We start from the raw sequence: 21,265 nt of genomic DNA on the forward strand, positions 1-21,265 counted from the left end.
CGCGGTAGCACCCCCAAGTTGGCTCCCCGGTATGACGCCCGGCGCTCAGCCGTCCCCGCACTCTTCACCCGTCACAGAAAGTGCACGTGAGAGGGAGACGGGACATGAGGCTACGCAGAGGCAAGCGGCAGAAGGCGGACAACCGGCCCGAGGTCCCGGCCGCCACGCCCGGTCTCGCCGTCGAACTGCGCGACGTCCGGCGGCAGTACGGCCGCGGGCCGGGTACGGTGCACGCCCTCGCGGGCATCGACCTCGCCCTGCCGCGCGGCACGTTCACCGCGGTCATGGGCCCGTCCGGGTCCGGCAAGTCCACCTTCCTGCAGTGCGCTGCCGGGCTCGACCGGCCGACGGCGGGATCCGTGCGCCTCGGCGGCACGGAGATCACCGGCATGAGCGAGAACGAGCTCACCGAGCTGCGCCGCAGCCGCCTCGGCTTCGTCTTCCAGGCGTTCAACCTGCTGCCGTCGCTGACCGTGGAGCAGAACGTGCTGCTGCCCATGCGCCTGGCCGGGCAGCGCCAGGACCGGCGCCAGGCGCAGGCGGTGCTCGCCCAGGTCGGACTCGCCGACAAGGCGAAGCGCCGGCCCGGAGAACTCTCCGGCGGTCAGCAGCAACGCGTGGCCGTCGCCCGCGCCCTGGTCACCAGCCCCGACGTGATCTTCGCGGACGAGCCCACCGGCGCCCTCGACACCGGCACCGCCGCCGAGGTCCTCGGCCTGCTGCGCAATGCGGTGGACGCTCTGGGCGCCACCGTTGTCATGGTCACCCACGACCCGGTCGCGGCCGCCTGGGCCGACCGTGTGCTGTTCCTCGCCGACGGCGCCTTCGCCGACCACCTCGAGCGCGGTTCGGTGGAGCAGATCGCGGCACGGATGGCCGTGCTCACCTCGCGCGCCTCCCGCTCCGGTGCGATGGCGGGGGTGGCGGCATGAGGCGCCCCAACGGACTCGCCCGTGAGGCTGTCCGCTTCAAGCCCGCGTCCTTCGCGGGGACCTTCCTCGCGCTGCTGATGTCCGCACTGATCGTCTCGGCCTGCGGAATCCTGCTCGAGACCAGCCTGCGCGCCTCCGTGCCGCCGGAACGGTACGCGAACGCGCCGGTCGTCGCGGCGGCGGACCAGAACAAGTACGTCGTCACCGGCAGCGGCGAGGACCGCGAGAAGGAGGCGACGCCCCTGCCGGACACGGCACGGATGGACGCCGGGCTGGCTGCGAAGGCCGCCGGGGCGCCGGGTGCGGCCACCGCCGTCGCGGACTTCACCTTCCCGGTGCGCGCGGTGGGCGCCGGCGCCCGTGCACTGACTGTTCCGGGAGGTGTGCTCACCGCGCACGGATGGGGCTCGCACGCCTTCACCGGCACCTCGCTGACCACCGGCTCCGCGCCCCGCGAGGGGGAAGTCGTCCTCGACGCGGGAACGGCCCGCGCCGCGCACGCCGCGGTCGGCGACACCGTCGTACTGGAGACCGCCGCCGGCCGGCAGGACTTCCGCGTCGCCGGCGTCGCCGAGGCCGGTCCTGCGGAGACCGCCCGCGACTCCGGCGACGCGGGTGCCCTGACCTGGTTCGCCGACACCCAGGCCCCCATGCTCGCCGGGCATCCCGGCAAGGCCGACGCCGTCGTCGTGCTGGGGGAGGACGGCACCGACGCCGACGCCCTCGCCGGCGCCGTGAAGCAGGCCCTGGCCGGCTCCGGCGTCCAGGTCCACACCGGCGACGACCGCGGTGCCGTCGAGGACCCGGGCCTCGGGTACGCCAAGGTGACGCTCTTCGGAATCGGCGGCTCCTTCGGCGGCATCGCCGCCATCGTCGCGGTCTTCACGGCCGCCGGAACCGTCGCGCTCTCGGTCGGTCAGCGGGCCCGCGAGTTCGCCCTGCTGCGCGCCGTCGGCGCCACCCCGCGGCAGGTCCGCCGCGCGGTCGCCTCCGAAGCACTGCTCGTCGCGCCGCTCGCCGGGATCATCGGCTGCCTGCCCGGCATCGGGCTCGCCCACTGGTGGTTCGGGCAGCTCCAGGACCGGGGCGCCATCCCGCGCGCCGTGGACCTGCACGTCTCCGGGCTTCCGCTGCTCGCCGCCGTCGTCATGGGGCTGCTCACCGCGCTCGGCGCAGGCTGGATGGCCGGGCGCCGGCCCGCGAAGATCAAGCCCGGACAGGCGCTGTCGGACGCGTCGGTGGAGCGGTTGCGGCCTGGTCTGGTCCGTACCCTCCTCGGTGTCGGCGCCCTCGTCGGAGGCACGATCCTCACCGGCGTGTCCGCCCGCTCCGCCGGGGACGACGCGGCCGGCGCCGCCCTCGGCGTCGTCATGCTCTTCATGCTCGCCGTCGGGCTGCTCGGCCCGTTGGTGGCACGGCTGTGCGCCGGCCTGTTCGGCCTCCCGCTGCGCGGCGCGGGCCCGTCCGCCGAACTCGCGGCCGCCAACTCCCGTACCAACGCCCGCCGCCTCGCCTCCGCGATCACCTCGATCGTGCTCGCCGTGGCCTTCTCCTCGACCCTCGTGTTCATGCACACGAGCGAGACCCACGCCGCCGACAAGCAGCTGCGCGCGGGCATCACCGCGGACCACGTGGTGACGGACCCGGCCGGGCTCCCGGTGGACGCGGCGGCACGCGCCGCCCGCGCGCCGGGCGTGGAGGCGGCCGTCGGGCTGCTGAACACGCAGGTGCTGGTGCCGACCGGCTCCGGCGAGTTCAAGTCGCTCCAGGGCGCGACCGCCCAGGGCGTCACCGGCTGGGGCGCCGAGCTGGCGAAGGTGCAGGACCTGGACGTACGCGACGGCAGCCTCGACCGGCTCGGCGAGGGGCGTATCGCCATCGACAAGACCCTGGCGACCTCGGCGGACGCCGGTGTCGGCGACCGGCTCCCGCTCTACCTCCCCGACGGGACGGAGGTCAGCCCCGAGATCGTCGCGGTCTACGGCCGTGGCCTCGGCGTGGCCACGGTGACCATGGACCGGGCGTCCCTGGCCGGGCACGTCACCTCGAGCTTCGACAGCACGCTCCTGGTACGGGGCGGCTCGGAGAAGTCGCTCACCGCCCTGGGCGAGGTCATCGACGCCTCCGGCTACGCCACCGAGCAGAACCGCGACGCGAAGCTGGGCGCCTGGATGAACAACACCATGGCCGCGGTCCTCGGCGGGTTCGCCGCCGTCGCCGCGGTCAACACCCTGGTGATGACGGTCCTGGACCGCCGCCGCGAGCTGGGCATGCTGCGCCTCGTCGGGTCCACCCGGCGTCAGGTGATGACGATGCTCCGCTGGGAGGGCCTGCTGGTCGCCGTGGTGGGCCTGGTCCTCGGCTCCGCGATCGCCGCGGCCACGCTGATCCCGATGATGAGCGGCGTGACCGGTGACATGCCGTACGTGCCTCCGCTGGTGTACGGATGCTTCGCGGTCGCCGCCGGCGGCCTGGCCCTGCTGGCGGTCACGCTGCCGGCCCGGGCCGCGCTGCGCCGCTGGTCCTAGCCCATCCGGGGCGGCAGCGCCACATGCCGTGCGCGCCCCCCGTTGCCCCCTTCCTCACCCGGCAACGACGGAAAGGACACTCATGACCACAACCCTGGATCCCCCGGTCCCCATCGGGAAGGCCGCTGTCGGAGCCCTCGGTTTACTGGCACTGTTCACCGGCGCTCTGGAGTCGGTGGTGTCACCGACGATCCCGCTCCTGGAACGCGAACTGGACATGAGCCAGTCCGAAGGGGCACTGCTCAGCATCGTGCTCCTCATCTCCGGGGCACTCATCACGCCGTTGGCAGGCATGTTCGGCGACCGCTACGGCGGGAAACGGGTCCTGATCCGGCTGATGGCGGTCGTCGCGGTCGGCGGCACGGTGTCCGCCCTGGCCCCGAACCTGCCCGTACTGCTGCTCGGGCAGGTGCTGCAAGGGGCGATGGTGGGCGCGCTTCCCCTGTCGTTCATCGTCGTGCGCAAAAACCTGCCCCCGGGAGAGTCGAGGGTCGCCATCGGGGTGGTCAGCGGACTCTTCGTCGGGGGAGGGATGGTCGGCATGCTGTCGGCCGGGCCGGTGGCGGAAGAGCTCTCCCGGCACTGGATGTTCGCGCTGCCCACGATCGCGGTCATCGGGGCCACCCTGCTCGTGAACAGGCTCATGCCGTCCGACCGGCCGGGCGGGTCGGACGACGCCGGCATCGACTGGCCCGGCCTGCTGCTCCTGAGCGGGATGCTGGTCACGCTCATGCTCGTACTCGCGCTGGCGCCCGAAGCGGCCTCGCAACCACTCGTGCTCGGCGCCCTCGTCGTGTCTCTGGCCGTCTTCGTCGCCGGTTGGGTGTCCGTCGAACGGCGTGCGGCCTCTCCGGTGATCGATCTGCACATGCTGGCACGGCCCGCGATCTGGAAGGCGTGTGCGCTGACATTCGTGGTCTGCCTCGGCACCTCGATGGCGGCCTATCTCGTTCCGCAGCTGCTCGACGAGCGCGGCGACGGGTACGGATTCAGCGCCAGCGCCACCGAGATCGGCTTCCTCCTACTGCCCGGCGCCGTCGCCGCGACGCTGGCCGGGCCGCTCGGCGGGATCGGGGACCGGCGTTTCGGCTCGCGTGCCGTGGTCAACACCGGGGTCGTCATGATGGCCGTCTCCCTGGTCGTCCTGGCGTCCGTGCACACCGAGGTCTGGCACGTCGTCGTCGGCAAGGCGCTGATCGCGCTGGCCAGCGGCTTGTGCGTCACGGCGATGATGACCAGCACCGCCACGGCCGTCGATGCCAAGGACACCGGCATCGCCACCAGCCTGATCCTGGTGAGCCGTGTACTCGGCTACGCCGTGGGCGGGCAGCTCGGTGGTGCGCTCCTCACCGCCGCAACCCCTTCCGGGTCGGAGGTCGCGGCCGAATCGGCCTACGTCACCGGCTTCGTCATAGCCGGCGTCGTCACGTCGCTGGCCCTGTTCGTCACTCGCACCATGCCCAAAGGAGTCAAGGAATGCCCCTCACCGATCAGCTGACGGATGTCCGTAGCACGCCGAGGCGCAAGGTCCTGATATCCGGGGCTAGCATCGCGGGGCCCGCCCTCGCGTTCTGGCTGAACCGCTACGGATACGCGGTCACGGTCGTGGAGAAGGCGCCCACCCTGCGTGGGGGTGGCTATCCCATCGACGTGCGCGGCACCGCACTGGAAGTCGTCCGGAGGATGGGGATCCTGCCGCGGCTGCGGGACGCGCACATCGACCTGCGGCGGCTGACCTTCCTCGACTCGGACGGCAGCGAGGTGACCTCCCTGCACCCGCATGCCGTCACCGGCGGCGTCGCGGGACAGGACCTGGAGGTACGGCGCGGGGATCTGACGGAAGCCCTGTACACGGCGGTCCGTGACGACGTGGAGTTCCTGTTCAACGACTCCATCGACACCCTCGACCAGAGCGACCACGGGGTCGACGTCACCTTCCGCGGGGGCGGCAGCCGTACGTTCGACATGGTGTTCGGTGCGGACGGCATGCACTCGCGCACCCGGGAGATGCTGTTCGGCCCTGAAGAGCAGTTCCACCGCTACCTCGGCTACTGCTTCGCTGTGTTCACCATGCGCAACACCTTCGGGCTCTCCCACGAGACCGTGATGTGGAACGCCCCGGGCAGGGCCGCGGCACTCTACGCCGTGGGGGACGACGACGAGGTGCACGCCTTTCTGAACTTCGCCCGGCCGGAGCCGCCCACGGACGCGTTCCGGGACCCGCAAGCCCAACGCGACCTGGTCGCCAAGGTCTTCGCCGACGCGGGATGGGAGGTCCCGGGCATGCTGGCCGCCCTGCGCGAGGCGGAGGACCTGTTCTTTGACGGGGTCAGCCAGATCCACATGCCCCGCTGGTCCAACGGCAGGGTCGCGCTGGTCGGCGACGCCGCGTACGCGCCCTCGTTCCTCACCGGACAGGGCACCAGCCTCGCGCTCGTCGGCGCGTACATGCTCGCCGGCTGCCTCGCGGACCGGGGTCACGGCGCGGGCTTCGCCGCCTACGAACGCGACACCCGGCAGTTCGTGACCGCGAACCAAGGGCTGGTCGGCCAGGGCGGCGCCACCCTCTTCCCCACCACCGCCCAGGCCCTGGAGCAGCGCAACGAACGGCTGCGCAGTCTCAGCGCCATGCCCCCGGCGGAGGGAAAACTGGCTCATTCGGCGCTCACTCTGCTCGAGCCCCTGCGCCGGCATGACCGCCGAGCCGGGTCGGGCCCTGCCGGCTGATGGAACTCCATCTGGAACAAGTCGAGCCGTTCCGTCACCGACCCGTGTCATGTCGTCAGCGCGGGTCGACGCGCGGCCGTAGCGGGCGATCGTCTTGTTCGACTGTTCCTCGTCGGCAGCCTCGACGAGCTCGTTCTCCAGCTTCGTGGCGAGCGTGTAGCGCGCCCGGTAACTCCGGGCGGCCCCGCCGCTGTCGTTCTCGCACCGGCCGTCACCGGGGAAGCTGGGCGGTCTTCTCCGCATGGGCCACGCCGACGTAGTGCATGGCCGTCTTCTCCGTGATGCCGAACAGGCGCATCAGCTTCAGCGGATCGCCCATGTCGAACGCTTCGTTGAGGATTCGGTCCTGCAGCAGGCCGTCCAGTGTGAACCCCTTGGGCAGGTGGGCCTTGACCCTTGATCCTGGACACACGAGACACCGGATCCCGGGGATCTGAGAACGGACATCTCGTGGTCATGAAGAACTACCCGCCGCGGTTCACAGCGGACGCGGTCGCGCTCTACCAGTCGCGGCCCGAAGCGACGATCCGGCAGGTCGCCGCCGATCTGGGGATCAACCCCGAGACCCTGCGGAAGTGGGTGAGGGACGTCGGCGCGTGCCGGCCCCGGGGACGCCGGGCAGAGCCGGCAGCGGAGCCGCCCACGCCGTCGGAGGCGGAGAACGCCGCGCTGCGCAAGAAGGTCCGTGAGCTGGAGGAAGAACGCGAGATCCTGCGGAAAGCGGCGAAGTATTTCGCCGGGGAGACGCGCTGGTGAACCGCTTCCAGTTCGTCGCCGACCACCACCGCCGCTACGGCGTGAAGCGGCTGTGCACCATCCTCGACGTCTCCCGCTCCAGCTTCTGCTACTGGGGTCATGCCGCGTTCGGTCATCATCATGCTGATCGCCGTACCGAGTCCGAGCGGTTCGCGGCCGTCACGGCGCGGAGCCGTGCCGGTGCGCCGCTTCGGCTTCTTCGTCCGGCCGGTGCCGTTCTTCTTGGCCGCTTCCCGGGCAGCGATCAGGGCTTGGCGCGCGAGGTCGGCCCCGCTCGGCTCGGTGCTCACGCCATCACCGCCCCGGCCGTGTCGCCATCGAGGGCGCGGGCGGCGGGTTCGGGCAGCCGGTCCGTCTGCGGTGCGGGCGCGGCCGTCTCGGTGCGGGCGGCGGCCTGCCCGCGCAGCTGCTGCAGCCGCACCGCGAGCAGGTACTCGGCCGTGCGCTCCCGGGCCGCCTCGACTGCCTTCGTCGCGGCGGCGACGGCGTCCGTGCCGGTTGGGTTGTGCTTGTACCAGCGGCGCCCCTGTTCGGCCTTGTAGGACCGCCGGGCCTCGGCCTCGGCTTCGGCTTCCTCGGTCCGGCCCAGCATCGCCAGGGCGTTGTCCTGGTACTCCTGGACGGCCTGCTGGGCGGTCTGGAGCACGGTGAAGGCGTACGCGTCCCTCGCTGCCTCCGGGTTGGCCTCCGGCATGGCGACGTCGGTGATCCGCAGGAACTCCTGCCAGGCGGCGGCGATGCTGTTGCCGATGGCCGTCCGGACTGCGGTGGTGACGGCCGCGACGCTGCCCGGGTCGGCCAGGTCGGCGGACCCGGCTGCTGCGAGGAGACCGGCCTCACCGATCAGGGTCTCGGTCTGACGGCGGTGGTCGCACACCTCGCACAGTCCGGCCGCCCGGGCCCGCCCGCAGTCCTGACACGGCAGGGCCTGGCGGAGCGCGAACGTGCGGCCGCGGCCGCACGTTCGCGCTCCGCCTGCTCCTGGGCAGCCGCATGGGCGGCATCGCGGCGGGCCCGCTCCGCGCGGGCCTGCTCACGGCGCCGCACGAGGTCCCCCGCCTCGATGGCCGTCTGCTCGCGCAACCGGTCCTCGAGGACGCGCCAACGCTCGCGGTCGGTGAGGCCGGGCAGGTCCTGAGGCGCTTCACCCACGGCGGCCCCAAGCACCCCACCTACCAGGCCCTCGAAGAACTCGGCCGCGCCGTGCGTACCATCTTCGCCTGCGACTATCTCGCCAGCCCCGGCCTGCGCCGGGAGATCCATGGCGGCCTCCAGGTCGTCGAGAACTGGAACAGCGCGAACACCGTGCTCACTACGGCAAGGGCGGCGCCCTGACCGGCCCGGACAAGGAGCACGCCGGGGCGTCGATGCTCGTGCTTCGTCTGCTCCAGTCCGCGCTCGTGCATGCCAACACGCTGCTGGTGCAGCGGGTCCTGGCCGAGCCGGCCTGGGCGAAGAATCTGAGGGACGAGGACCGGCGCGGCCTGACCGCACTGTTCTGGTCCAACGTCAACCCGTACGGCACCTTCCGCCTGGACATGGACAAGCGGCTCGACCTGGGGCTGACCGCTGCCGTGCCCCGGCCCCGTAACCCGGCGGATATCGCCGACCGATCGAGTGCGGGGACACATTGAAGGGCTTCGCCGATCTCACCGGCCCTCGAATGAACGAGGCCGTGTGGCCGGACGCTCGACCCGGTGGCCTTCGGTTTCAAGGTGGTGTCTTGGCCGAATGACGGCCGGTGCGGTCAGGCGGCGTTGGTGTCGGTCGGTGTCGCCTCGCCGAGCGTAGCGAGGGTGAGCACCTTACCGGCGATGCCCCAGCCGCCGTCGGCGACCTCTTCGACCAGAACCATGGTGTTGTTGCGGGCGCGCTCGCCGTAGATCTCGACGTACAGCTCGGTGGTGCGGATGACGATCTCCTCCTTCTGCTTCGGGGTGAGGGTCTTCTCGGGGACCTTGAAGTTCGCAAAAGGCATGGCTGGTTGTTCCTTCTCTCAGTGGGGTGTTACAGGGAGCTGCCTGCGGTGAGCAGGCTGTCCAGTCCGATGCGGCGGAAGAAGTCGGCGCGGAGGCGGTCGGCGACCGCGGAGACGACTTCGCTGCCATCCCGGCTGGGGTCTATGTGGGTGCGCAGAGGCCGGGTGCCGTGCTTCATCGCGACCAGTCGCGCGACGGCTTCGGCGACCTCGGCCGCATCGGCGTCCGAAGGGATGAGCGAGCGCGGCCAGGTGCTTGCCCAGGTCGTCCATAAGGGGTTGGTGACGCTGGTCGTAGGCTTCCGCACGGTCGATGTCGGCGGGGGTGCCCGCGTTGGCGAAGTGGTTGGTGCCGGTGGTGAACGCACCAGGCACCACGATCGCGGTGTCGATGCCGAACGGAAGCACCTCGGCGGCGTAGCTGACGGCCAGGGCGTCCATCGCGGCCTTGGCGGCGAAGTACGGGGCCAGGAAAGGGGGCAACCGCCGCGGGTGCTGGTGCTGCCGATCCACACCAGCAGCCCCGAGCCCTGCTCACGCAACTTCGGCAGGGCGGCGCGGTTGACGCGCTGGGTGCCCAGGACGTTCACGTCGTACAGGTCCGCGAACTGCTCGGCGGTGAACGCCTCGGCGGCGCCCAGGACCATGTGCCCGGCGTTGTGCACGACCATGTCGAGTCGGCTGTGCTCAGTGACGATCCGGTCGATTGCGCCGTCGGCGGAGTCCTGGGAGGTGACGTCCAGCTCGACGGCGTGCACGTCGACCCGGTGGTCGGTGCCGTAGCGCACCAGGTCGGCCACCGCGGTCGCGTTACGGATCGCCATCTGGCGGATGCCCGCGTACACGGTGTGACCGGCGAGGGCCAGAGCACGCACGGACAGCGCCCCGATGCCGCTGGAGGCCCCGGTGACCAGGATGGCCTTTCCGGTGTCGTCGTTCCTCATGACAGGGTCTTTCGTTGATCGACGGGGTGGCTGGGCGGGCGGTTCAGATGATTCCGCCGTTGGCGCGGACGACCTGTCCGTTGATCCAGTGGCCGACCGGGGAGACCAGGAACGCGACGACCTCGGCGATGTCCGACGGGGTACCGAGTCGCTCCAGCGGGGGCTGGGCGGCCAGGCGGGCGATGGTCTCCTCGTCCTTGCCGTCCAGGAAGAGGTCGGTGGCCGTGGGGCCGGGCGCGACGGCGTTGGCGGTGACGTCCCGGCCCCGCAGCTCCCGGGCCAGGATCAGCGTCAGCGCCTCGACCGCGCCCTTGCTGGCGGAATATGCGCCGTAGCCCGGGAAGGCCAGCCCCAGCACGGACGTGGAGAACGTCACGATCGCACCGCCGGGGCGCACCCGACGGGCGGCCTGCTGAACGACGACGAACGTGCCGCGGATGTTGGTGCGGTGCAGGTCGTCCAAGACGGCCAGGTCCAGCTCGGCGATCGGCGCCATGTGTGCCCGCCCGGCCGCGTGCACGACGACGTCGACACCGCCGAACTCTGCTTCGGCCGCGTCGAACAGGGCCGTGACGGCGTGTTCGTCGGCGACGTCGGCACGCACCGCGATCGCCCGGACGCCGCCGGTGACGGCCTCCTTCACGGCTGCTTCGGCCGCGTCCTGGTTGCCGGCGTAGCCGACCACGACGGCGTATCCGTCGGCGGCCAGCCGCCCGACGGTCCGGCGGCCGATGCCGCGCGAGCCGCCGGTGACGATCGCGACACGGGGTGAGGCGGAGGGCTGAGCCGGGGCAGCGGTCCCGTCGAGGGAAGTGGGGATGGGCATTACTGACTCCTGTGGTGAATGCGGGTCGGGCCGCGGTCTCGCCGTCGCCCTGCTGCGTCATCCACGATCGGCCGGTCCCCCACCCCTAGCCAGGGGTGCGTTCACCCAGGGGATGCCACCCCCTGGCTACGGCTCGGCGCGCGCGCGACCATGAAGGGGTGAACCTTCCAGAACTCGGCGCCTTCCTCAGGACACGCCGCGACCGCATCCGCCCCGCCGAGGTCGGTCTCCCCCAAGGCCCGCGCCGGCGCGTCCCCGGGCTGCGCCGCGAGGAAGTCGCCCAGCTGGCAGGGCTGTCAGCCGACTACTACACCGAGCTGGAGCGCGGCAGCGCAAAGAACGGCGTGCAGCCTTCGGCCCAGACCCTGGCCGCCCTCGCCCGAGCCCTGCGCCTGAACGGCGACGAGCGCGACCACCTGTTTCACCTCGCCGAACGGCCGGGCCCTCCGTCAGCGCACGGACCGTCGGCACACGTGCAGCCCGCGCTTCTCGGACTGCTGGACCGGCTGTCCAACACCCCCGCGCGCGTCATCACCGACCTGCACGAAACCCTGGTGGAAAACGACCTGGCCAGGAACCTGCTCGGCAAGTCCCCGGCACACCGCGGCCCGGCGGCGAGCTTCGTGTACCGCTGGTTCACCGACCCGCAGGCGCGCGAGAGGTACCCGCCCGAGGATCACCCGCACCACTCCCGGGTGTTCGTGGCCGACCTCCAAGCAGCGGCCGCCAAGCGCGGCCGGGACACGGAGGTCACGAAGATGATCGCCGTGCTACGCCGCCGCAGCCAGGAGTTCGCAGCCCTCTGGGACACCCACGACGTCGCGGTGCGCCGCATGGACCACAAGAAGATCGTCCACCCCACGCTCGGCATCATCGAACTCGACTGCTACAACCTCCTCAGCGAAGACGGACGCCAGCGCCTGCTGTGGTTCACCGCCCCGCCCGGAAGCCCGGGAGCCGAGCAACTGGAACTGCTGTCCGTCATAGGGGCCCAGGACCTGGGTATCACGGAGGGCACGGCACCGGAGGGGTTGTCCGCGACGAAATCCGGATCGCAGCCCTGACCCGCGCCGCCGAGGGGGGACCGCCTTCCCGGCAAGGCGTGGCGGTCCCTACCCCCGCAGAGATATGTTCTCCGGCCCGGGGCTCACGATGACCCCTTGATTCCCGTTTTCCTCACGCTCACGGGATGGTCTCCGCAGCGGCAGGTTGACCGGGCGCGGCAGCGCCGGTGCTTCATAGGTGGTCGGTCATGGCGTAGCCGACGACCTCGTGGGTGGCCAGGTTCGGTCGGCGGGCGAGGGAGAACCGACCTCTGCGGTGGGCAGATAGGCGATGTCGCAGATCAGCTCGGTCCCGAGGCGCTCGGCATGGAGGTCGCGGCCGATCAGGCCCGGGGCGGGTTTGGTCGTCGTGCAGGCCGGGTCAGCGAACACCGCCTGCGCCGGGTGACGCCGCGCTCACGCATTCACCCAGGCGAGCGACGGGACGTACAAGGCTCCGGCGGGGTCGGCGGCCAAGCCGGCAAGGGCACCGGCGACTACACGATCACAACGCCCGACCACACCAGTCGGACCTTCGACAGCAGCGGTCAGCTCACCTCCGTGGTCGACGCCGCCGGCAAGGGGCTGAGCCTGACGTACGTCTCCGGCGAACTCGCCTCGGTCAAGGACGCCACCGGCTGCACCACCACGTTCACCACGGGCACCGACGGGCTGCTGTCCAAGGTGAGCCTGCCGGACGGCACTTCGGTGTCATACGGCTACACCGACGGCCTGCTGACCTCGGTGACCGACCCTGCCGGCAAGACCTCGTCCTACGCGTACGACGCGAACAAGCGGCTGTCCTCCTACACCGACCCGGAGGGTGGCAAGGTCACCAACGTCTACGACGCCACCGGCCGCATCACGTCCCAGACCGACCAGAGCGGCAAGACCACCACGTTCACCTGGGACGGCGACCGCGAGTCGCACACCACGGCCCCCGACGGCGGGGTGTGGACCGACGTCTACTCCGGCAACGTGCTGATGGAGACCATCGACCCGTACGGCAAGAGCATCACCTACGACTACGACCGCCATCTGCGGCCCGTCGACATCACCGACCAGCGCGGCAACACCACGTCGATGACGTACGACAGCGCCGGCCGGATGCTCACCCGCAGCGCGCCGTCGTCCCTCGGCAACTCGGAGAGCTGGACCTGCGACGCCGCGGGCAACGTCACCGGCCACACCGACGGCCGCGGCAACAAGACGGCGTACGCGTACAGCTCGTCGAACCAGCTGACCACGACCACGGATCCGCAGGGCGGCAAGACCGCCTACAGGTACACCTCGCTCGGCGCCATCGCGACCGTGACGACCCCGCGCGGCAGGGTCACCGAGTACGGGTACGACGCGGCGGGCAATCGGACCTCGGTCACCACCCCGCTGGGCGAGAAGGCGACGTTCATCTACGACAAGGCCGGGCGGATCCTGTCCAAGACGGATCCACACGGCAATGCCGCAGGGGCCGACCCGGCCGCCCACACGACGACCTACACCTATGGCGGACGCGGGCTGCTCAGCTCGGCCACCGACCCGCTGGGCCGCACCACGATCTACAAGTACAACGGCGCCGAGCAGTTGACCTCCGCGTCCGTCGCGTACACCTACGACGACGGCCGCACTTCCACAATGACGGCCGAGGCGAGACCACCAGCTGTCGGCGGCCTGGGGGTGTGGGGCGCCGTCGGCCATGGCCGTGCTCCCTTCCGGGCAGTGTCCATGTCGCCGGCTCCCCCGTGGCGGCCCGCACGGCGGCCGCAGAGGTTGCCCAGAGGACAAGGGTCCGCGCGGACAGCGCTGCCGCAGCGCGGGAACAAGGAGAGCCAGAGCGGGGCGGGGTGTCGGTGGCGGCTGGGAGGCTGGTGCCATGTCGAGGGCAACAGCACGGGACTACCGGTGGCTGGAGGAGCATTTCCCCGAACTGGCCGAGGCGTACTGCCTCACCGCGATCCGCGGACTCGCCGTCTCGACGGTACTGGCCCGGCTGGATGCGGTGCGGGTCTGCGCGGTCAGGGGCGTGGACGCCCTGTACGGGCCAGCCTACGCGGCCTGGAGCGCTTTTTGCGGTGAGCGGCTGTTCGCGGGCGTGACCGCGGTGGACGGATGGACGCTGATGGTCGAGCCCGTTGGTTTCCTCGGCGTGACCCGGTCGGTGGCCGAGCCGCTGTCACGGGGCACCACGGTGGTCTCGCACTCCCGCACCATCGAAGCCGTCGACCGCTTCCGCTGGTACCAGGACGGCGTCGAGCGGTTGTCGTTCGAGCCGCTGTTTCCCTACCGGCGCGGCGGCAGCACCCCGGAGGTGGCGGTGGAGCAGATGCGGGCGGCCGGCTTCGACCTGCGCGCCGGCACCGAGCGGGACATCGGCCTGCCCACACAGGCGGCATTCGCGCTCGCCGAGCGCCTCACCGGGGTGCAGATCACCCGCGAACTGCTGGAGACGGCCCCGTTCACCGGCACTCTGGTCGACCTGCCCCGCCCCTGACACCGACACCCCCAGCGGGTCCAGGCAGCCTGCTCCAACCCGCCGTCGGAAAGTGGACGGCGCTGTCCCCGGGGTCCTTTGCGCAGGTGCGTCCAGACGACCAGGCCCTGGTCGCGGCAGACCCCGACACACTGCAGGCCGCGCTCCGGAAAGCCGATCGCCGCAGACTCCTCGAAGTGATCCGGCCCAAGACCCCGCACGTGGCCGCCCGGCTGGTCAACGAGATCTTCGGCGCGCTCGATGAACAAACCGTCGTCGTCCCGGGGACAGGACCCTCGACGTCGTGGTCCCGTCCCTGGCCCGTTCCCTGGCGGCCGTCCGCGAACAGCGCCGGGCCCTGGAAGCCCAGCTCAAAGCCCTGCTGAAGGAGCACCTTCTTCCGAAGGTCCTGACTTCGATGCCGGAAGTCGCGGTCAAGACCGCCGCCGTGCTGCTGGCCACCGTCGGCGACGGCACCTTCTACGAACCCCGACCCACCCGGGCGACGGCTGCCTGAACCAGCCCACAGGCACGTCGATTCAGGTCAACACCTTGTGTCGCCTGTCCACACCGAGATCTCTGCGGCACCCCGACGGACAGCTTCTTCCTGGCCACGGGCAAGCTTCCTGCAGGCCGCTGCGACGTCCGGCACACCGTCCGGTCCCGCGAGCGCGTCATGCACCCCGGTCCGCAGCCAGTCAGCCTGATTGTCGTCAGCCTCGACAACCGCGAGAGCGATGAGCCTCACGGCGGCCACCGTCCCCACCCGGGCCAAGGACTCTGCCGTCTGTCGGGTCACCGCCGTGTCCTCGACATCCAGGAGCAGCCCCACCAGCGCTTCCACAGCCTCAGGAGCATCAGCAAAGGAAGCAAGGTCACGCCCGGCACGAACACGTTCCTTCCAGGAAGGAGACGATGCCTCAGCCAAGGCCGCCTCCAACCCACTCATCATCTCTGGCACGACCAGACAGTCTCATGCCCCACGAAGAAGATCGAACCCCAGGTCGAAGCCGCCCTCACGCTTGACGAAACACATAGAGGCACTCCCCCGGCGCAGCCGGTGCCCCGGCGCGCGTGTGACCGCTGGGGCTGCTGTGGGGCTGGGGGAAGTACCCACCTCCCCCAGGGGTGTGGGAGGGCGGCTCCAACGTGTCGGTTTCCGCACCATCGGGCTGACCTGCGACGCAGCGTCCAGGCCCTGGCCGACGTACTGCGGATTGTTGGCCGGATTCCGGTAGACCGCGAACTCCCACCGCGGACGGCCGGTGGCCGGGCCGTAGCCGGCCTGCGTGTGCCGGACGTGGCCGGCCTTCTTCAGCCGCTGCACCACCCCGCGCAGACGGCTGGCACCCGTCTTCCAGCCGGACGCCTGGAACTCCTCCGACAGCGCCAGGATCCCCGAGGGCAGCCCCGGATCCCGCAGCAGCAGCCGGATCAGCACCTCATAGTCCTCCGGCTGGAGACCGGGCTTGTGAGCCAGCACGCGTCCGGGACCGAGGCCCTCGGCGTCTACAAAGCGTGCAGCAGGAACTGGGTGGTGGTATAGCCGGCGCCGCCGGAACAGGTGTGGCTCTGCTGGGTGGCCGTGTACGTGAACCCGGACGGCACGGAGCAGGCCCACATGCCGGTCACGGGCTTGCGGAGCAGGAACTGGCTGGTCGTGTAACTGGCGCCGCCGGAACACGTGTGGCTGCTCATGACCCCGGTGTGGGTGTAGCCGGGCATGGTGGTGCAGGCCCAGAGGCCGTCGGCGGGCGGCTGGACGTAGAACTCGGTGGTCCGGTAGCTGCTGCCTCCCGAGCAGGTGTAGGAGCCGCGGGAGGAGGTGTACGTGTAGCCGGACGGGACGGAGCAGGCCCAGAAGCCTGAGGTGGCCCCTGTGGTCCCGGCTTCGGCGGGCGGGGCGGCGACGGCCGGGGCGGTCGCCGTGGTGAGAGCCGTGGTGAGGGCGAGGGTGGCCGTCGCCGTGGCGGCGAGCAGCGTGCGGGGCACACGGAAGGTCATACGCGGCATGGCGGGCACTCCTGGTCGTTTCGTCCATCGGGCGGAATCAACGGGTGGGGGCCGACCGGGAGTCTGGCCCGTGCCCCGGCCGCCGCAGGGCGCGCGCCGGAAGACTGTCAGGGGCACGGGCCCTCCGCAAGGCCGATGCCGCGCGGTCCGCTGTCTTCCGGCCGCCACCTGCACCCCGGCCGACCTGCAGGCCGACCGGGGCGCACCGCCCTGCCAGGGCGTTCGGTACGGGTGGAACGGCGGGGTCCGCCCCCTGGGCCGTACGGGTCAGCCGGCCAGGGCGTTGAAGTGGACCTCCTGCAGGCCTTCGGCGGCCACGGCCTGCAGCTGGGTGTCGGTGGCGCTAGCGGCCTGGGCATCGAACAGGCAGGCGGCGTAGGCGGGCGGGAGGTGCTGGGTGATCCACCGCATCCGGCCGTCGTCGCTGGTGCCGGGGGTGGTGGTGAACCCGAACCGGGTCCGCGACTCCACCACGATCCCGCCCGCGGTTACGGCCCGCCACCGGACACGCCCACCGGCCCCCCCGCGTTCAACAGCCACAGGGATCGGCGTCTCAGCGCCCCGGCAGCGGCTCGTGATCAGGTGAGCTTGTAGCGCGATGCACGGTGCTCTGCGAGGATCCTCACCGTGGCAGGGACCGACACGGATGCCGTGCTCGAGCGGTTCGTCTCCGAGATACCGCTGGTGGTACCGGTGGTGGCCGTCTGGGCACACGGTTCACTCGCGCTGGGCGACTTCCAGCCGGGGCGCAGCGATCTCGATCTCATCGCGGTGATCGAAAGCCCGCTGGACGGCAAGCAGATAGACCGGCTGGCAAGCACTCACCGACGCTTGTTGAACGAGGAGCCGGCAGCGGCCAAGCTGCACTGTTCGTACATGACAAGGACAGCCCTCCCCGGGGCCGAAGAGAACCATGTCACCTGGGCGCACGGCACGATGCTGGAACGCCCGGTCACCCCGGTCACCCGCCGGGAACTGCTCGACGGCGGACTCACCCTCCACGGCCCGCCGCCGGCGGAACTGCTCCCGCCGCTCGCTTGCGGGCAGTTGGAGGACTTCATCCGGCGCGACCTGGCGGAGTACTGGCTTCCGGCCACCGGCAGACCGCTGCTCTGGCTCCAGGACGTCTGGGTGGACCTGGGCCTGCTGGTCCTGGCCCGCGCCACCGTCACCCTGCGCGATGGCCGGCTGATCACCAAGGGCGAGGCCCTGACGGAGCTGCCGGCGCTCGGTGCGCCCGCGGATGTGGTACGCGACATCCGCGAGCGCCGGTACGCGGACCCCGAGCCGATCAGCCACCTGTGGCGTGTCCGCCGAGCAGCGCGGGCCCGCGCCTTCGTATGGCGCGGCATCAAGCGCACCCTGGCCACGAGCGGAAACCCACAGGGACCACCGACCGGCATGGACGAGCCGTAACGGCCTCGAGCTCCCAACGGAACGAGCTGCGCCCTGCGTCACCGAGCACCTTCCGCCGGCGCCGAAGCCGGTGGTCCGCGAGGTCCTCGGGGAACGCCGGCCTTCGGGGCGGGTGCTGGCGAAGGTGTGCGAAGGGCAAGGCTCGGCCCCGGTCCGGCGGTCGTGGCCTACCAGGGCGGGTCCCGCCGCTTGGCCGACGAGTTGCTGGAGGCCTGGGAACACTGGGAATCGAGGGGGCGCTGGGGCCGTACGACTCTCAAAGAGGGTCGGGGCCCTGTGGCCGTGCGCCGCCGGAGGCGGGAGGAGGGCCAGCCGGGCGTGCCGGACGGGTCGCCCGTCTGGCCCGCGGTGAAGGCCACGGCCTCACAGCCCACCCCCAGCGCGCCGAGCAGGAGTCCAGGGCCGTCTTCGGCGTCGACGACTGCCACCAGCAGCCCGTCATGCGAATCCCGCGGGAGGCGGGGGTCGTGTCGCCCACCGGAGTGCTGGCCGGGGCCGCCTTCTTCGCGCCTGGCCGGTGCGACGTCGATGCCGGGCGGGTCACGGCGGCCGGAGCAGCAGGGTCGCAGGAGGGGTACCGGGGGCGAGTGACGGGGACGACCGGTACGCCGACGGTGCGGACGCCGAGACCGAGATCGCCGAGGCCGGCACGTACGGGCCGGTATGGCCGCTGTGTCGTTCGCGGGCACGGAGCCGGGAGCGTTGCGCCGTCGGCCGGGGTGCGGAGGCGGTTGGCCGTGATGGCTGCTGGGCGGTTGAATGCCGGGGTGGTGGACTGGACGCGGGTGTACGACTCCCACGGGGCCGCCGACCGCGTGCCCGGGCTTCTGGATCGGGCGGAGCGCGGAGGCGGGGAAGAGGTGTGGGCGGAGCTGTGGGATCGGTTGTGTCTCCACGGCGAGACGGTGTTCCCCGCAAGCTTCGCCGCCCTGCCGCGCCTGGTGGAGCTCGCCCGCACCCGTGCGCGGGCGCTGGAGCTGGCCGGGGCGATCGTGCGCGGCGCCGCACACGATCACGGGAGTGATGCGTTGTTCGCCGACTGCACGGCGGCGGTCACGGAGCTGCGGGAGCTGGTGGACCACCGCCTGCGCACCCGGCCCGGCGACTGGCTCTCCTCCTTCCGCGACCTGCTTGCGACCGCCGGGCAGTACCACTGGAGCGCCGTCCTGGAAGACTTCACGGACGACTTCTACCCCCTGCCCTGCCCGCACTGCGCCGGGGAGGTGACCGTCGCCATCGGGGTCCACGGGTGCTACGCGGCAATCCGGGACTGGGACCGGGGCGATGTGGAGCGGCGCCCGTTGCGGCCGGCCTCCCCCGCGGAGCTTCGCGGGGTGGGGCGGTGGATGTACGACACGGCCGTCCGCGACGGGCAGGCGGGGATCGCCTGGGGGATCACCTACCTGTTCGGCCGGGCCCAGTGCCCGCGCTGCGGGACGGTGTTCACGATCGCCGAGGAGTACACGTCCGCCAACCTCCCGCCCTGCCCTGGGCGGTAGCGGACCCGGACGGGCCGTACAGCGGGTGAGCGGCGGGGGAACCGCCCGTGCGTATCCGGTGCTCTTCACTCTTCGAGGCGGGCGACGGCCAGGACACCACCGGGGTGCCTGTCCTCTGGGTGGCCCATGGTGGGTGGGCCGGCCAGAGCGGGAAGGGCGCCTGCCGTATCCGGTCCGCTGGGAGGGTTCATGCTGACGGCGGTGTTCCGCGGCCACACAGGGTATGTGGTTCTCTCGCTCGTAGTGGTGCTGGTCGCGGGAGCGGTGTGTTATCTGGCCTCCTTGAAACTGGCGTGGAGAAGACCGTGGTCGTGTGCGGCGCTGGGCTGTGCGGTGGCGGCCGAGCTGTGTCTGACGTTGTGGTCCACCGGCAGTGGGATGGCGGGCCGGTGTGTCGTCAACCGTGACCTGGCCGAGCCGTTCCTTACCGCCCAGGGACTGTGGAACACGGTGATGTTCCTTCCCGTCGGGCTGTTCGGGATGCTGGCGGTGCGCAGGCCGGCGCCGGTTTTGGCCGGGGTGGTGAGCTTGACGGTGGCCACCGAGATAGCCCAGGGGGTGCTTCCGGTAGGCCGGGGCTGTGACACCGCCGATGTGGAGATGAACACGATCGGGGGGCTGCTGGGGCTGGCGGTCGGCTGGCTCGTCCTGCGGACACTCCGGTGGCCGGTGCGCCCCTGGCGGGCGAGCGCCTCCGGGTCGGTTGCGGTCTTTGCCTGCGTGGTACTGGTGTCGGCTGTCATGTGGGGGTTGCGGATCACCGCGACCGTCGTCGATGCCACCTCGCTGCGGTTCGCCACCGCTGCGCAGCAGGCGGCTGCCGAGCAGGCGGTGCAGCATGCCTTCGGCGACCGCTACACCGTGGCGAACGTCCAGTCGAGTCCGGACTCCGGGCAGTTGTTCATCGCGATGGACGGCGGGTTCGCCTCGCTGTCATGGCCGGATGCGCGTCGGTTCTCCGCCAGCCTGGTTGCCACGCCCACCGACCACCGCTGGGCCTTCCCCGTTCCGGGAGCAGATGCCCCGCCGCAGGACGCCTCCGATGCGCTGGCCATCGCGCGCCGCTACGCCGCCGACCGCTACGCGTGGGCGCTGCGCGGATCCGAAGCCGAGGTGAGCGCGGTCGACGCGGACAAAGGGCCGGGCTGGCTGGTCAGCTGGCGTCGTGTGCGCGGTGGCATCGTCATGCCGATGCGCCTGGATGTGCAGGTCGCCCCCTCCGGGCGCATTACCGAACTGTCCGCCCACAGGGTGACAGACCCCGGGAAGCTTCCGGAGGCGACGGTCAGCGCACAGGATGCCGAGCGTACCCTGCGTATCCACCTCACACAGGCCTCGTCCGAGCCGGAGGCATCAGCTGTTGATGTGCACGACCTGACCGCCGTGGAACGCGAGGGGAGGTGGCGGGTGGAGTGGATCGTCACCGTTGAGCCGATTGACGCCTACTTCGCCGTCGACGCATCGACCGGGACGGTGCACGAGAACGTCGATGCCCAGCTCGGGGCCGGTTGACATGTCGAGCAGTACCACCGGCCCCACAGCCCTGGGTGCACGGGGGCGCCGAGCCGGATGGCGACGCGGGCAACAGCATGGGGCAGGCAAGGTTACCGGGGCAGACCCTGGCCGCGGCCCTGCCGGGGCAGGACGGTTCCGTCCGGGGTGGTGCGGTCGTCGTGCTGCTCGGCCGTCACCGCACCGTCTTGCGGTCGTGGTGAGGAGCGCCTGACCGACCGGATGGTCAGCGCAGGCGGCCGAGGTGGATCACATGGACGCGGACCTGGCGGTCGCTGATCTCGTACATCACCCGGTAGGCCCCGACGTGGATGCGCAGCACATCGCTGCTGCCGAAGGCGCCCTGGGGGCGGGGGTTGTCGGCGAGGTGGTCGACGGCGGTGAAGACCTGCCTCACCCCGTCGGGGTCGTCCTTGGCGAGCCGCTCCGCCTGGACCAGGGCCTCGGGCTCCCAGACGACCTCATACCTCACGCCTGGTCCTGGCCGAAGACGCGGCGGTAGGCCTCCTCGTGCGGGACGCCGGTGTCCTCGCCGCGGGCCTGGCGGGCGCGGTAGGCGGCCAGCGCCCGCAGCTCCTGCAGTTCCAGGGCATCGGCGGGGCTGACCAGCATCGCGACGGTCTG

The 21,265-nt window shown here is 71.3% G+C and carries 20 protein-coding genes and 4 pseudogenes; 13 read left to right on the forward strand and 11 right to left on the reverse strand.

Annotated features, from left to right (window positions below; translation table 11 throughout):
* Nucleotides 1-104 precede the first annotated feature (104 nt).
* From BMY40_RS25990 to BMY40_RS26005, 4 genes are all read left to right on the forward strand, one after another.
* Nucleotides 105-932 (forward strand): ABC transporter ATP-binding protein, encoded by an 828-nt coding sequence (locus tag BMY40_RS25990; protein ID WP_093663235.1) that lies wholly within the window; start codon nt 105-107, stop codon nt 930-932.
* The gene (locus tag BMY40_RS25995) at nt 929-3,460 is read left to right on the forward strand and encodes an FtsX-like permease family protein (protein ID WP_093663236.1); all 2,532 of its coding nucleotides are present in this window, start codon (nt 929-931) and stop codon (nt 3,458-3,460) included. The genes BMY40_RS25990 and BMY40_RS25995 overlap by 4 nt, the downstream gene beginning before the upstream one ends.
* Nucleotides 3,461-3,542: 82 nt before the next feature.
* Nucleotides 3,543-4,958 carry an MFS transporter gene (locus BMY40_RS26000; protein ID WP_093663237.1) on the forward strand — a complete coding sequence of 472 codons (1,416 nt, stop codon included), beginning with the start codon at nt 3,543-3,545 and terminating at the stop codon, nt 4,956-4,958.
* A complete protein-coding gene (locus BMY40_RS26005) occupies nt 4,937-6,187 on the forward strand; it encodes an FAD-dependent monooxygenase (RefSeq protein WP_093663238.1) in 1,251 nt (416 codons plus the stop codon). The genes BMY40_RS26000 and BMY40_RS26005 overlap by 22 nt, the downstream gene beginning before the upstream one ends.
* A gap of 72 nt (nt 6,188-6,259) precedes the next feature.
* Here BMY40_RS26005 and BMY40_RS28325 read toward each other — a convergent pair.
* Together BMY40_RS28325 and BMY40_RS26010 are read right to left on the reverse strand one after the other, a co-directional pair.
* Nucleotides 6,260-6,358: pseudogene (locus BMY40_RS28325) on the reverse strand (IS21-like element helper ATPase IstB); the annotation flags it as partial.
* Between the two features lie 40 nt (nt 6,359-6,398).
* Nucleotides 6,399-6,599 (reverse strand): hypothetical protein, encoded by a 201-nt coding sequence (locus BMY40_RS26010; protein WP_093663239.1) that lies wholly within the window; start codon nt 6,597-6,599, stop codon nt 6,399-6,401.
* Nucleotides 6,600-6,643: 44 nt separating this feature from the next.
* Here BMY40_RS26010 and BMY40_RS29205 point away from each other — a divergent pair, with 44 nt between their 5' ends.
* A complete protein-coding gene (locus BMY40_RS29205) occupies nt 6,644-6,943 on the forward strand; it encodes a transposase (RefSeq protein WP_218158328.1) in 300 nt (99 codons plus the stop codon).
* Between the two features lie 286 nt (nt 6,944-7,229).
* Here BMY40_RS29205 and BMY40_RS26025 read toward each other — a convergent pair whose 3' ends face one another.
* A complete protein-coding gene (locus BMY40_RS26025) occupies nt 7,230-7,820 on the reverse strand; it encodes a hypothetical protein (protein ID WP_245770338.1) in 591 nt (196 codons plus the stop codon).
* Nucleotides 7,821-7,936: 116 nt separating this feature from the next.
* Here BMY40_RS26025 and BMY40_RS26035 point away from each other — a divergent pair.
* Nucleotides 7,937-8,577 (forward strand): annotated as a pseudogene (locus BMY40_RS26035) (Tn3 family transposase).
* 113 nt (nt 8,578-8,690) lie between these two features.
* On the opposite strand, the gene BMY40_RS26040 reads toward BMY40_RS26035, so the two are convergent.
* Genes BMY40_RS26040 through BMY40_RS26055 form a run of 3 tightly spaced genes read right to left on the reverse strand, consistent with a single transcriptional unit; the run spans nt 8,691 to nt 10,691 of the window.
* Nucleotides 8,691-8,921, reverse strand: a complete 231-nt coding sequence (locus BMY40_RS26040) for a tautomerase family protein (protein WP_093663241.1) — start codon at nt 8,919-8,921, stop codon at nt 8,691-8,693.
* A 29-nt stretch (nt 8,922-8,950) separates the two neighbouring features.
* Nucleotides 8,951-9,865, reverse strand: coding sequence for an SDR family NAD(P)-dependent oxidoreductase (locus tag BMY40_RS26050; RefSeq protein WP_425443171.1), 915 nt, complete (start codon nt 9,863-9,865; stop codon nt 8,951-8,953).
* A 43-nt stretch (nt 9,866-9,908) separates the two neighbouring features.
* A complete protein-coding gene (locus BMY40_RS26055) occupies nt 9,909-10,691 on the reverse strand; it encodes an SDR family oxidoreductase (RefSeq protein WP_093663243.1) in 783 nt (260 codons plus the stop codon).
* Between the two features lie 158 nt (nt 10,692-10,849).
* Here BMY40_RS26055 and BMY40_RS26060 point away from each other — a divergent pair, with 158 nt between their 5' ends.
* The 4 genes and pseudogenes from BMY40_RS26060 to BMY40_RS26075 all read left to right on the forward strand — a co-directional run.
* Nucleotides 10,850-11,755, forward strand: a complete 906-nt coding sequence (locus BMY40_RS26060) for a helix-turn-helix transcriptional regulator (RefSeq protein WP_093663244.1) — start codon at nt 10,850-10,852, stop codon at nt 11,753-11,755.
* Nucleotides 11,756-12,061: 306 nt separating this feature from the next.
* Nucleotides 12,062-13,123, forward strand: a pseudogene (locus BMY40_RS29235) (hypothetical protein); the annotation flags it as partial.
* Between the two features lie 481 nt (nt 13,124-13,604).
* Nucleotides 13,605-14,222, forward strand: a complete 618-nt coding sequence (locus tag BMY40_RS28850; protein WP_245770339.1) for a DUF6461 domain-containing protein — start codon at nt 13,605-13,607, stop codon at nt 14,220-14,222.
* A gap of 137 nt (nt 14,223-14,359) precedes the next feature.
* A pseudogene (locus BMY40_RS26075) lies at nt 14,360-14,715 on the forward strand (IS110 family transposase); the annotation flags it as partial.
* A 30-nt stretch (nt 14,716-14,745) separates the two neighbouring features.
* Here BMY40_RS26075 and BMY40_RS26080 read toward each other — a convergent pair.
* The 4 genes from BMY40_RS26080 to tpg all read right to left on the reverse strand — a co-directional run bounded on the left by BMY40_RS26080 (nt 14,746) and on the right by tpg (nt 16,928).
* Complete coding sequence (locus BMY40_RS26080; RefSeq protein WP_245770341.1) at nt 14,746-15,153, reverse strand: HEAT repeat domain-containing protein; 408 nt, start codon at nt 15,151-15,153, stop codon at nt 14,746-14,748.
* 21 nt (nt 15,154-15,174) lie between these two features.
* Nucleotides 15,175-15,684, reverse strand: coding sequence for a hypothetical protein (locus BMY40_RS26085; RefSeq protein WP_093663247.1), 510 nt, complete (start codon nt 15,682-15,684; stop codon nt 15,175-15,177).
* A gap of 26 nt (nt 15,685-15,710) precedes the next feature.
* Nucleotides 15,711-16,214 carry a hypothetical protein gene (locus BMY40_RS26090; RefSeq protein WP_143071830.1) on the reverse strand — a complete coding sequence of 168 codons (504 nt, stop codon included), beginning with the start codon at nt 16,212-16,214 and terminating at the stop codon, nt 15,711-15,713.
* Between the two features lie 267 nt (nt 16,215-16,481).
* Nucleotides 16,482-16,928 (reverse strand): telomere-protecting terminal protein Tpg, encoded by a 447-nt coding sequence (tpg, locus tag BMY40_RS29210; protein ID WP_425443172.1) that lies wholly within the window; start codon nt 16,926-16,928, stop codon nt 16,482-16,484.
* On the opposite strand from tpg, the gene BMY40_RS26100 reads away from it, so the two are divergent.
* The 3 genes from BMY40_RS26100 to BMY40_RS26115 all read left to right on the forward strand — a co-directional run bounded on the left by BMY40_RS26100 (nt 16,842) and on the right by BMY40_RS26115 (nt 20,641).
* Nucleotides 16,842-17,630, forward strand: a complete 789-nt coding sequence (locus tag BMY40_RS26100) for a nucleotidyltransferase domain-containing protein (protein WP_093663250.1) — start codon at nt 16,842-16,844, stop codon at nt 17,628-17,630. The two genes, tpg and BMY40_RS26100, sit on opposite strands and share 87 nt — an antisense overlap.
* Before the next feature lie 767 nt (nt 17,631-18,397).
* Entirely contained in the window at nt 18,398-19,129 is a 732-nt protein-coding gene (locus BMY40_RS26110; RefSeq protein WP_143071831.1) for a hypothetical protein, read from the forward strand.
* Nucleotides 19,130-19,318: 189 nt separating this feature from the next.
* On the forward strand, nt 19,319-20,641 hold the full coding sequence (locus BMY40_RS26115; protein ID WP_177214142.1) for a VanZ family protein: 1,323 nt from the start codon (nt 19,319-19,321) through the stop codon (nt 20,639-20,641).
* Between the two features lie 226 nt (nt 20,642-20,867).
* Here BMY40_RS26115 and BMY40_RS26120 read toward each other — a convergent pair whose 3' ends face one another.
* Nucleotides 20,868-21,113, reverse strand: a complete 246-nt coding sequence (locus BMY40_RS26120) for a type II toxin-antitoxin system RelE family toxin (protein WP_093663205.1) — start codon at nt 21,111-21,113, stop codon at nt 20,868-20,870.
* Nucleotides 21,114-21,265 lie beyond the last annotated feature (152 nt).

This window comes from Streptomyces radiopugnans, from assembly GCF_900110735.1.
GTDB classification, from domain to species: Bacteria; Actinomycetota; Actinomycetes; order Streptomycetales; family Streptomycetaceae; genus Streptomyces; species Streptomyces radiopugnans.

Bases quoted from the DNA above. Each gene is read 5' to 3' on its own strand.
- BMY40_RS26080 (WP_245770341.1), bottom strand. From the start codon at position 15,153: ATGATGAGTGGGTTGGAGGCGGCCTTGGCTGAGGCATCGTCTCCTTCC.
- BMY40_RS25990 (WP_093663235.1), top strand. From the start codon at position 105: ATGAGGCTACGCAGAGGCAAGCGGCAGAAGGCGGACAACCGGCCCGAG.
- BMY40_RS28850 (WP_245770339.1), top strand. From the start codon at position 13,605: ATGTCGAGGGCAACAGCACGGGACTACCGGTGGCTGGAGGAGCATTTC.
- BMY40_RS26040 (WP_093663241.1), bottom strand. From the start codon at position 8,921: ATGCCTTTTGCGAACTTCAAGGTCCCCGAGAAGACCCTCACCCCGAAG.
- BMY40_RS26115 (WP_177214142.1), top strand. From the start codon at position 19,319: ATGCTGACGGCGGTGTTCCGCGGCCACACAGGGTATGTGGTTCTCTCG.
- BMY40_RS26055 (WP_093663243.1), bottom strand. From the start codon at position 10,691: ATGCCCATCCCCACTTCCCTCGACGGGACCGCTGCCCCGGCTCAGCCC.
- BMY40_RS25995 (WP_093663236.1), top strand. From the start codon at position 929: ATGAGGCGCCCCAACGGACTCGCCCGTGAGGCTGTCCGCTTCAAGCCC.
- BMY40_RS29205 (WP_218158328.1), top strand. From the start codon at position 6,644: ATGAAGAACTACCCGCCGCGGTTCACAGCGGACGCGGTCGCGCTCTAC.
- BMY40_RS26050 (WP_425443171.1), bottom strand. From the start codon at position 9,865: ATGAGGAACGACGACACCGGAAAGGCCATCCTGGTCACCGGGGCCTCC.
- BMY40_RS26090 (WP_143071830.1), bottom strand. From the start codon at position 16,214: ATGCCGCGTATGACCTTCCGTGTGCCCCGCACGCTGCTCGCCGCCACG.
- BMY40_RS26005 (WP_093663238.1), top strand. From the start codon at position 4,937: ATGCCCCTCACCGATCAGCTGACGGATGTCCGTAGCACGCCGAGGCGC.
- BMY40_RS26000 (WP_093663237.1), top strand. From the start codon at position 3,543: ATGACCACAACCCTGGATCCCCCGGTCCCCATCGGGAAGGCCGCTGTC.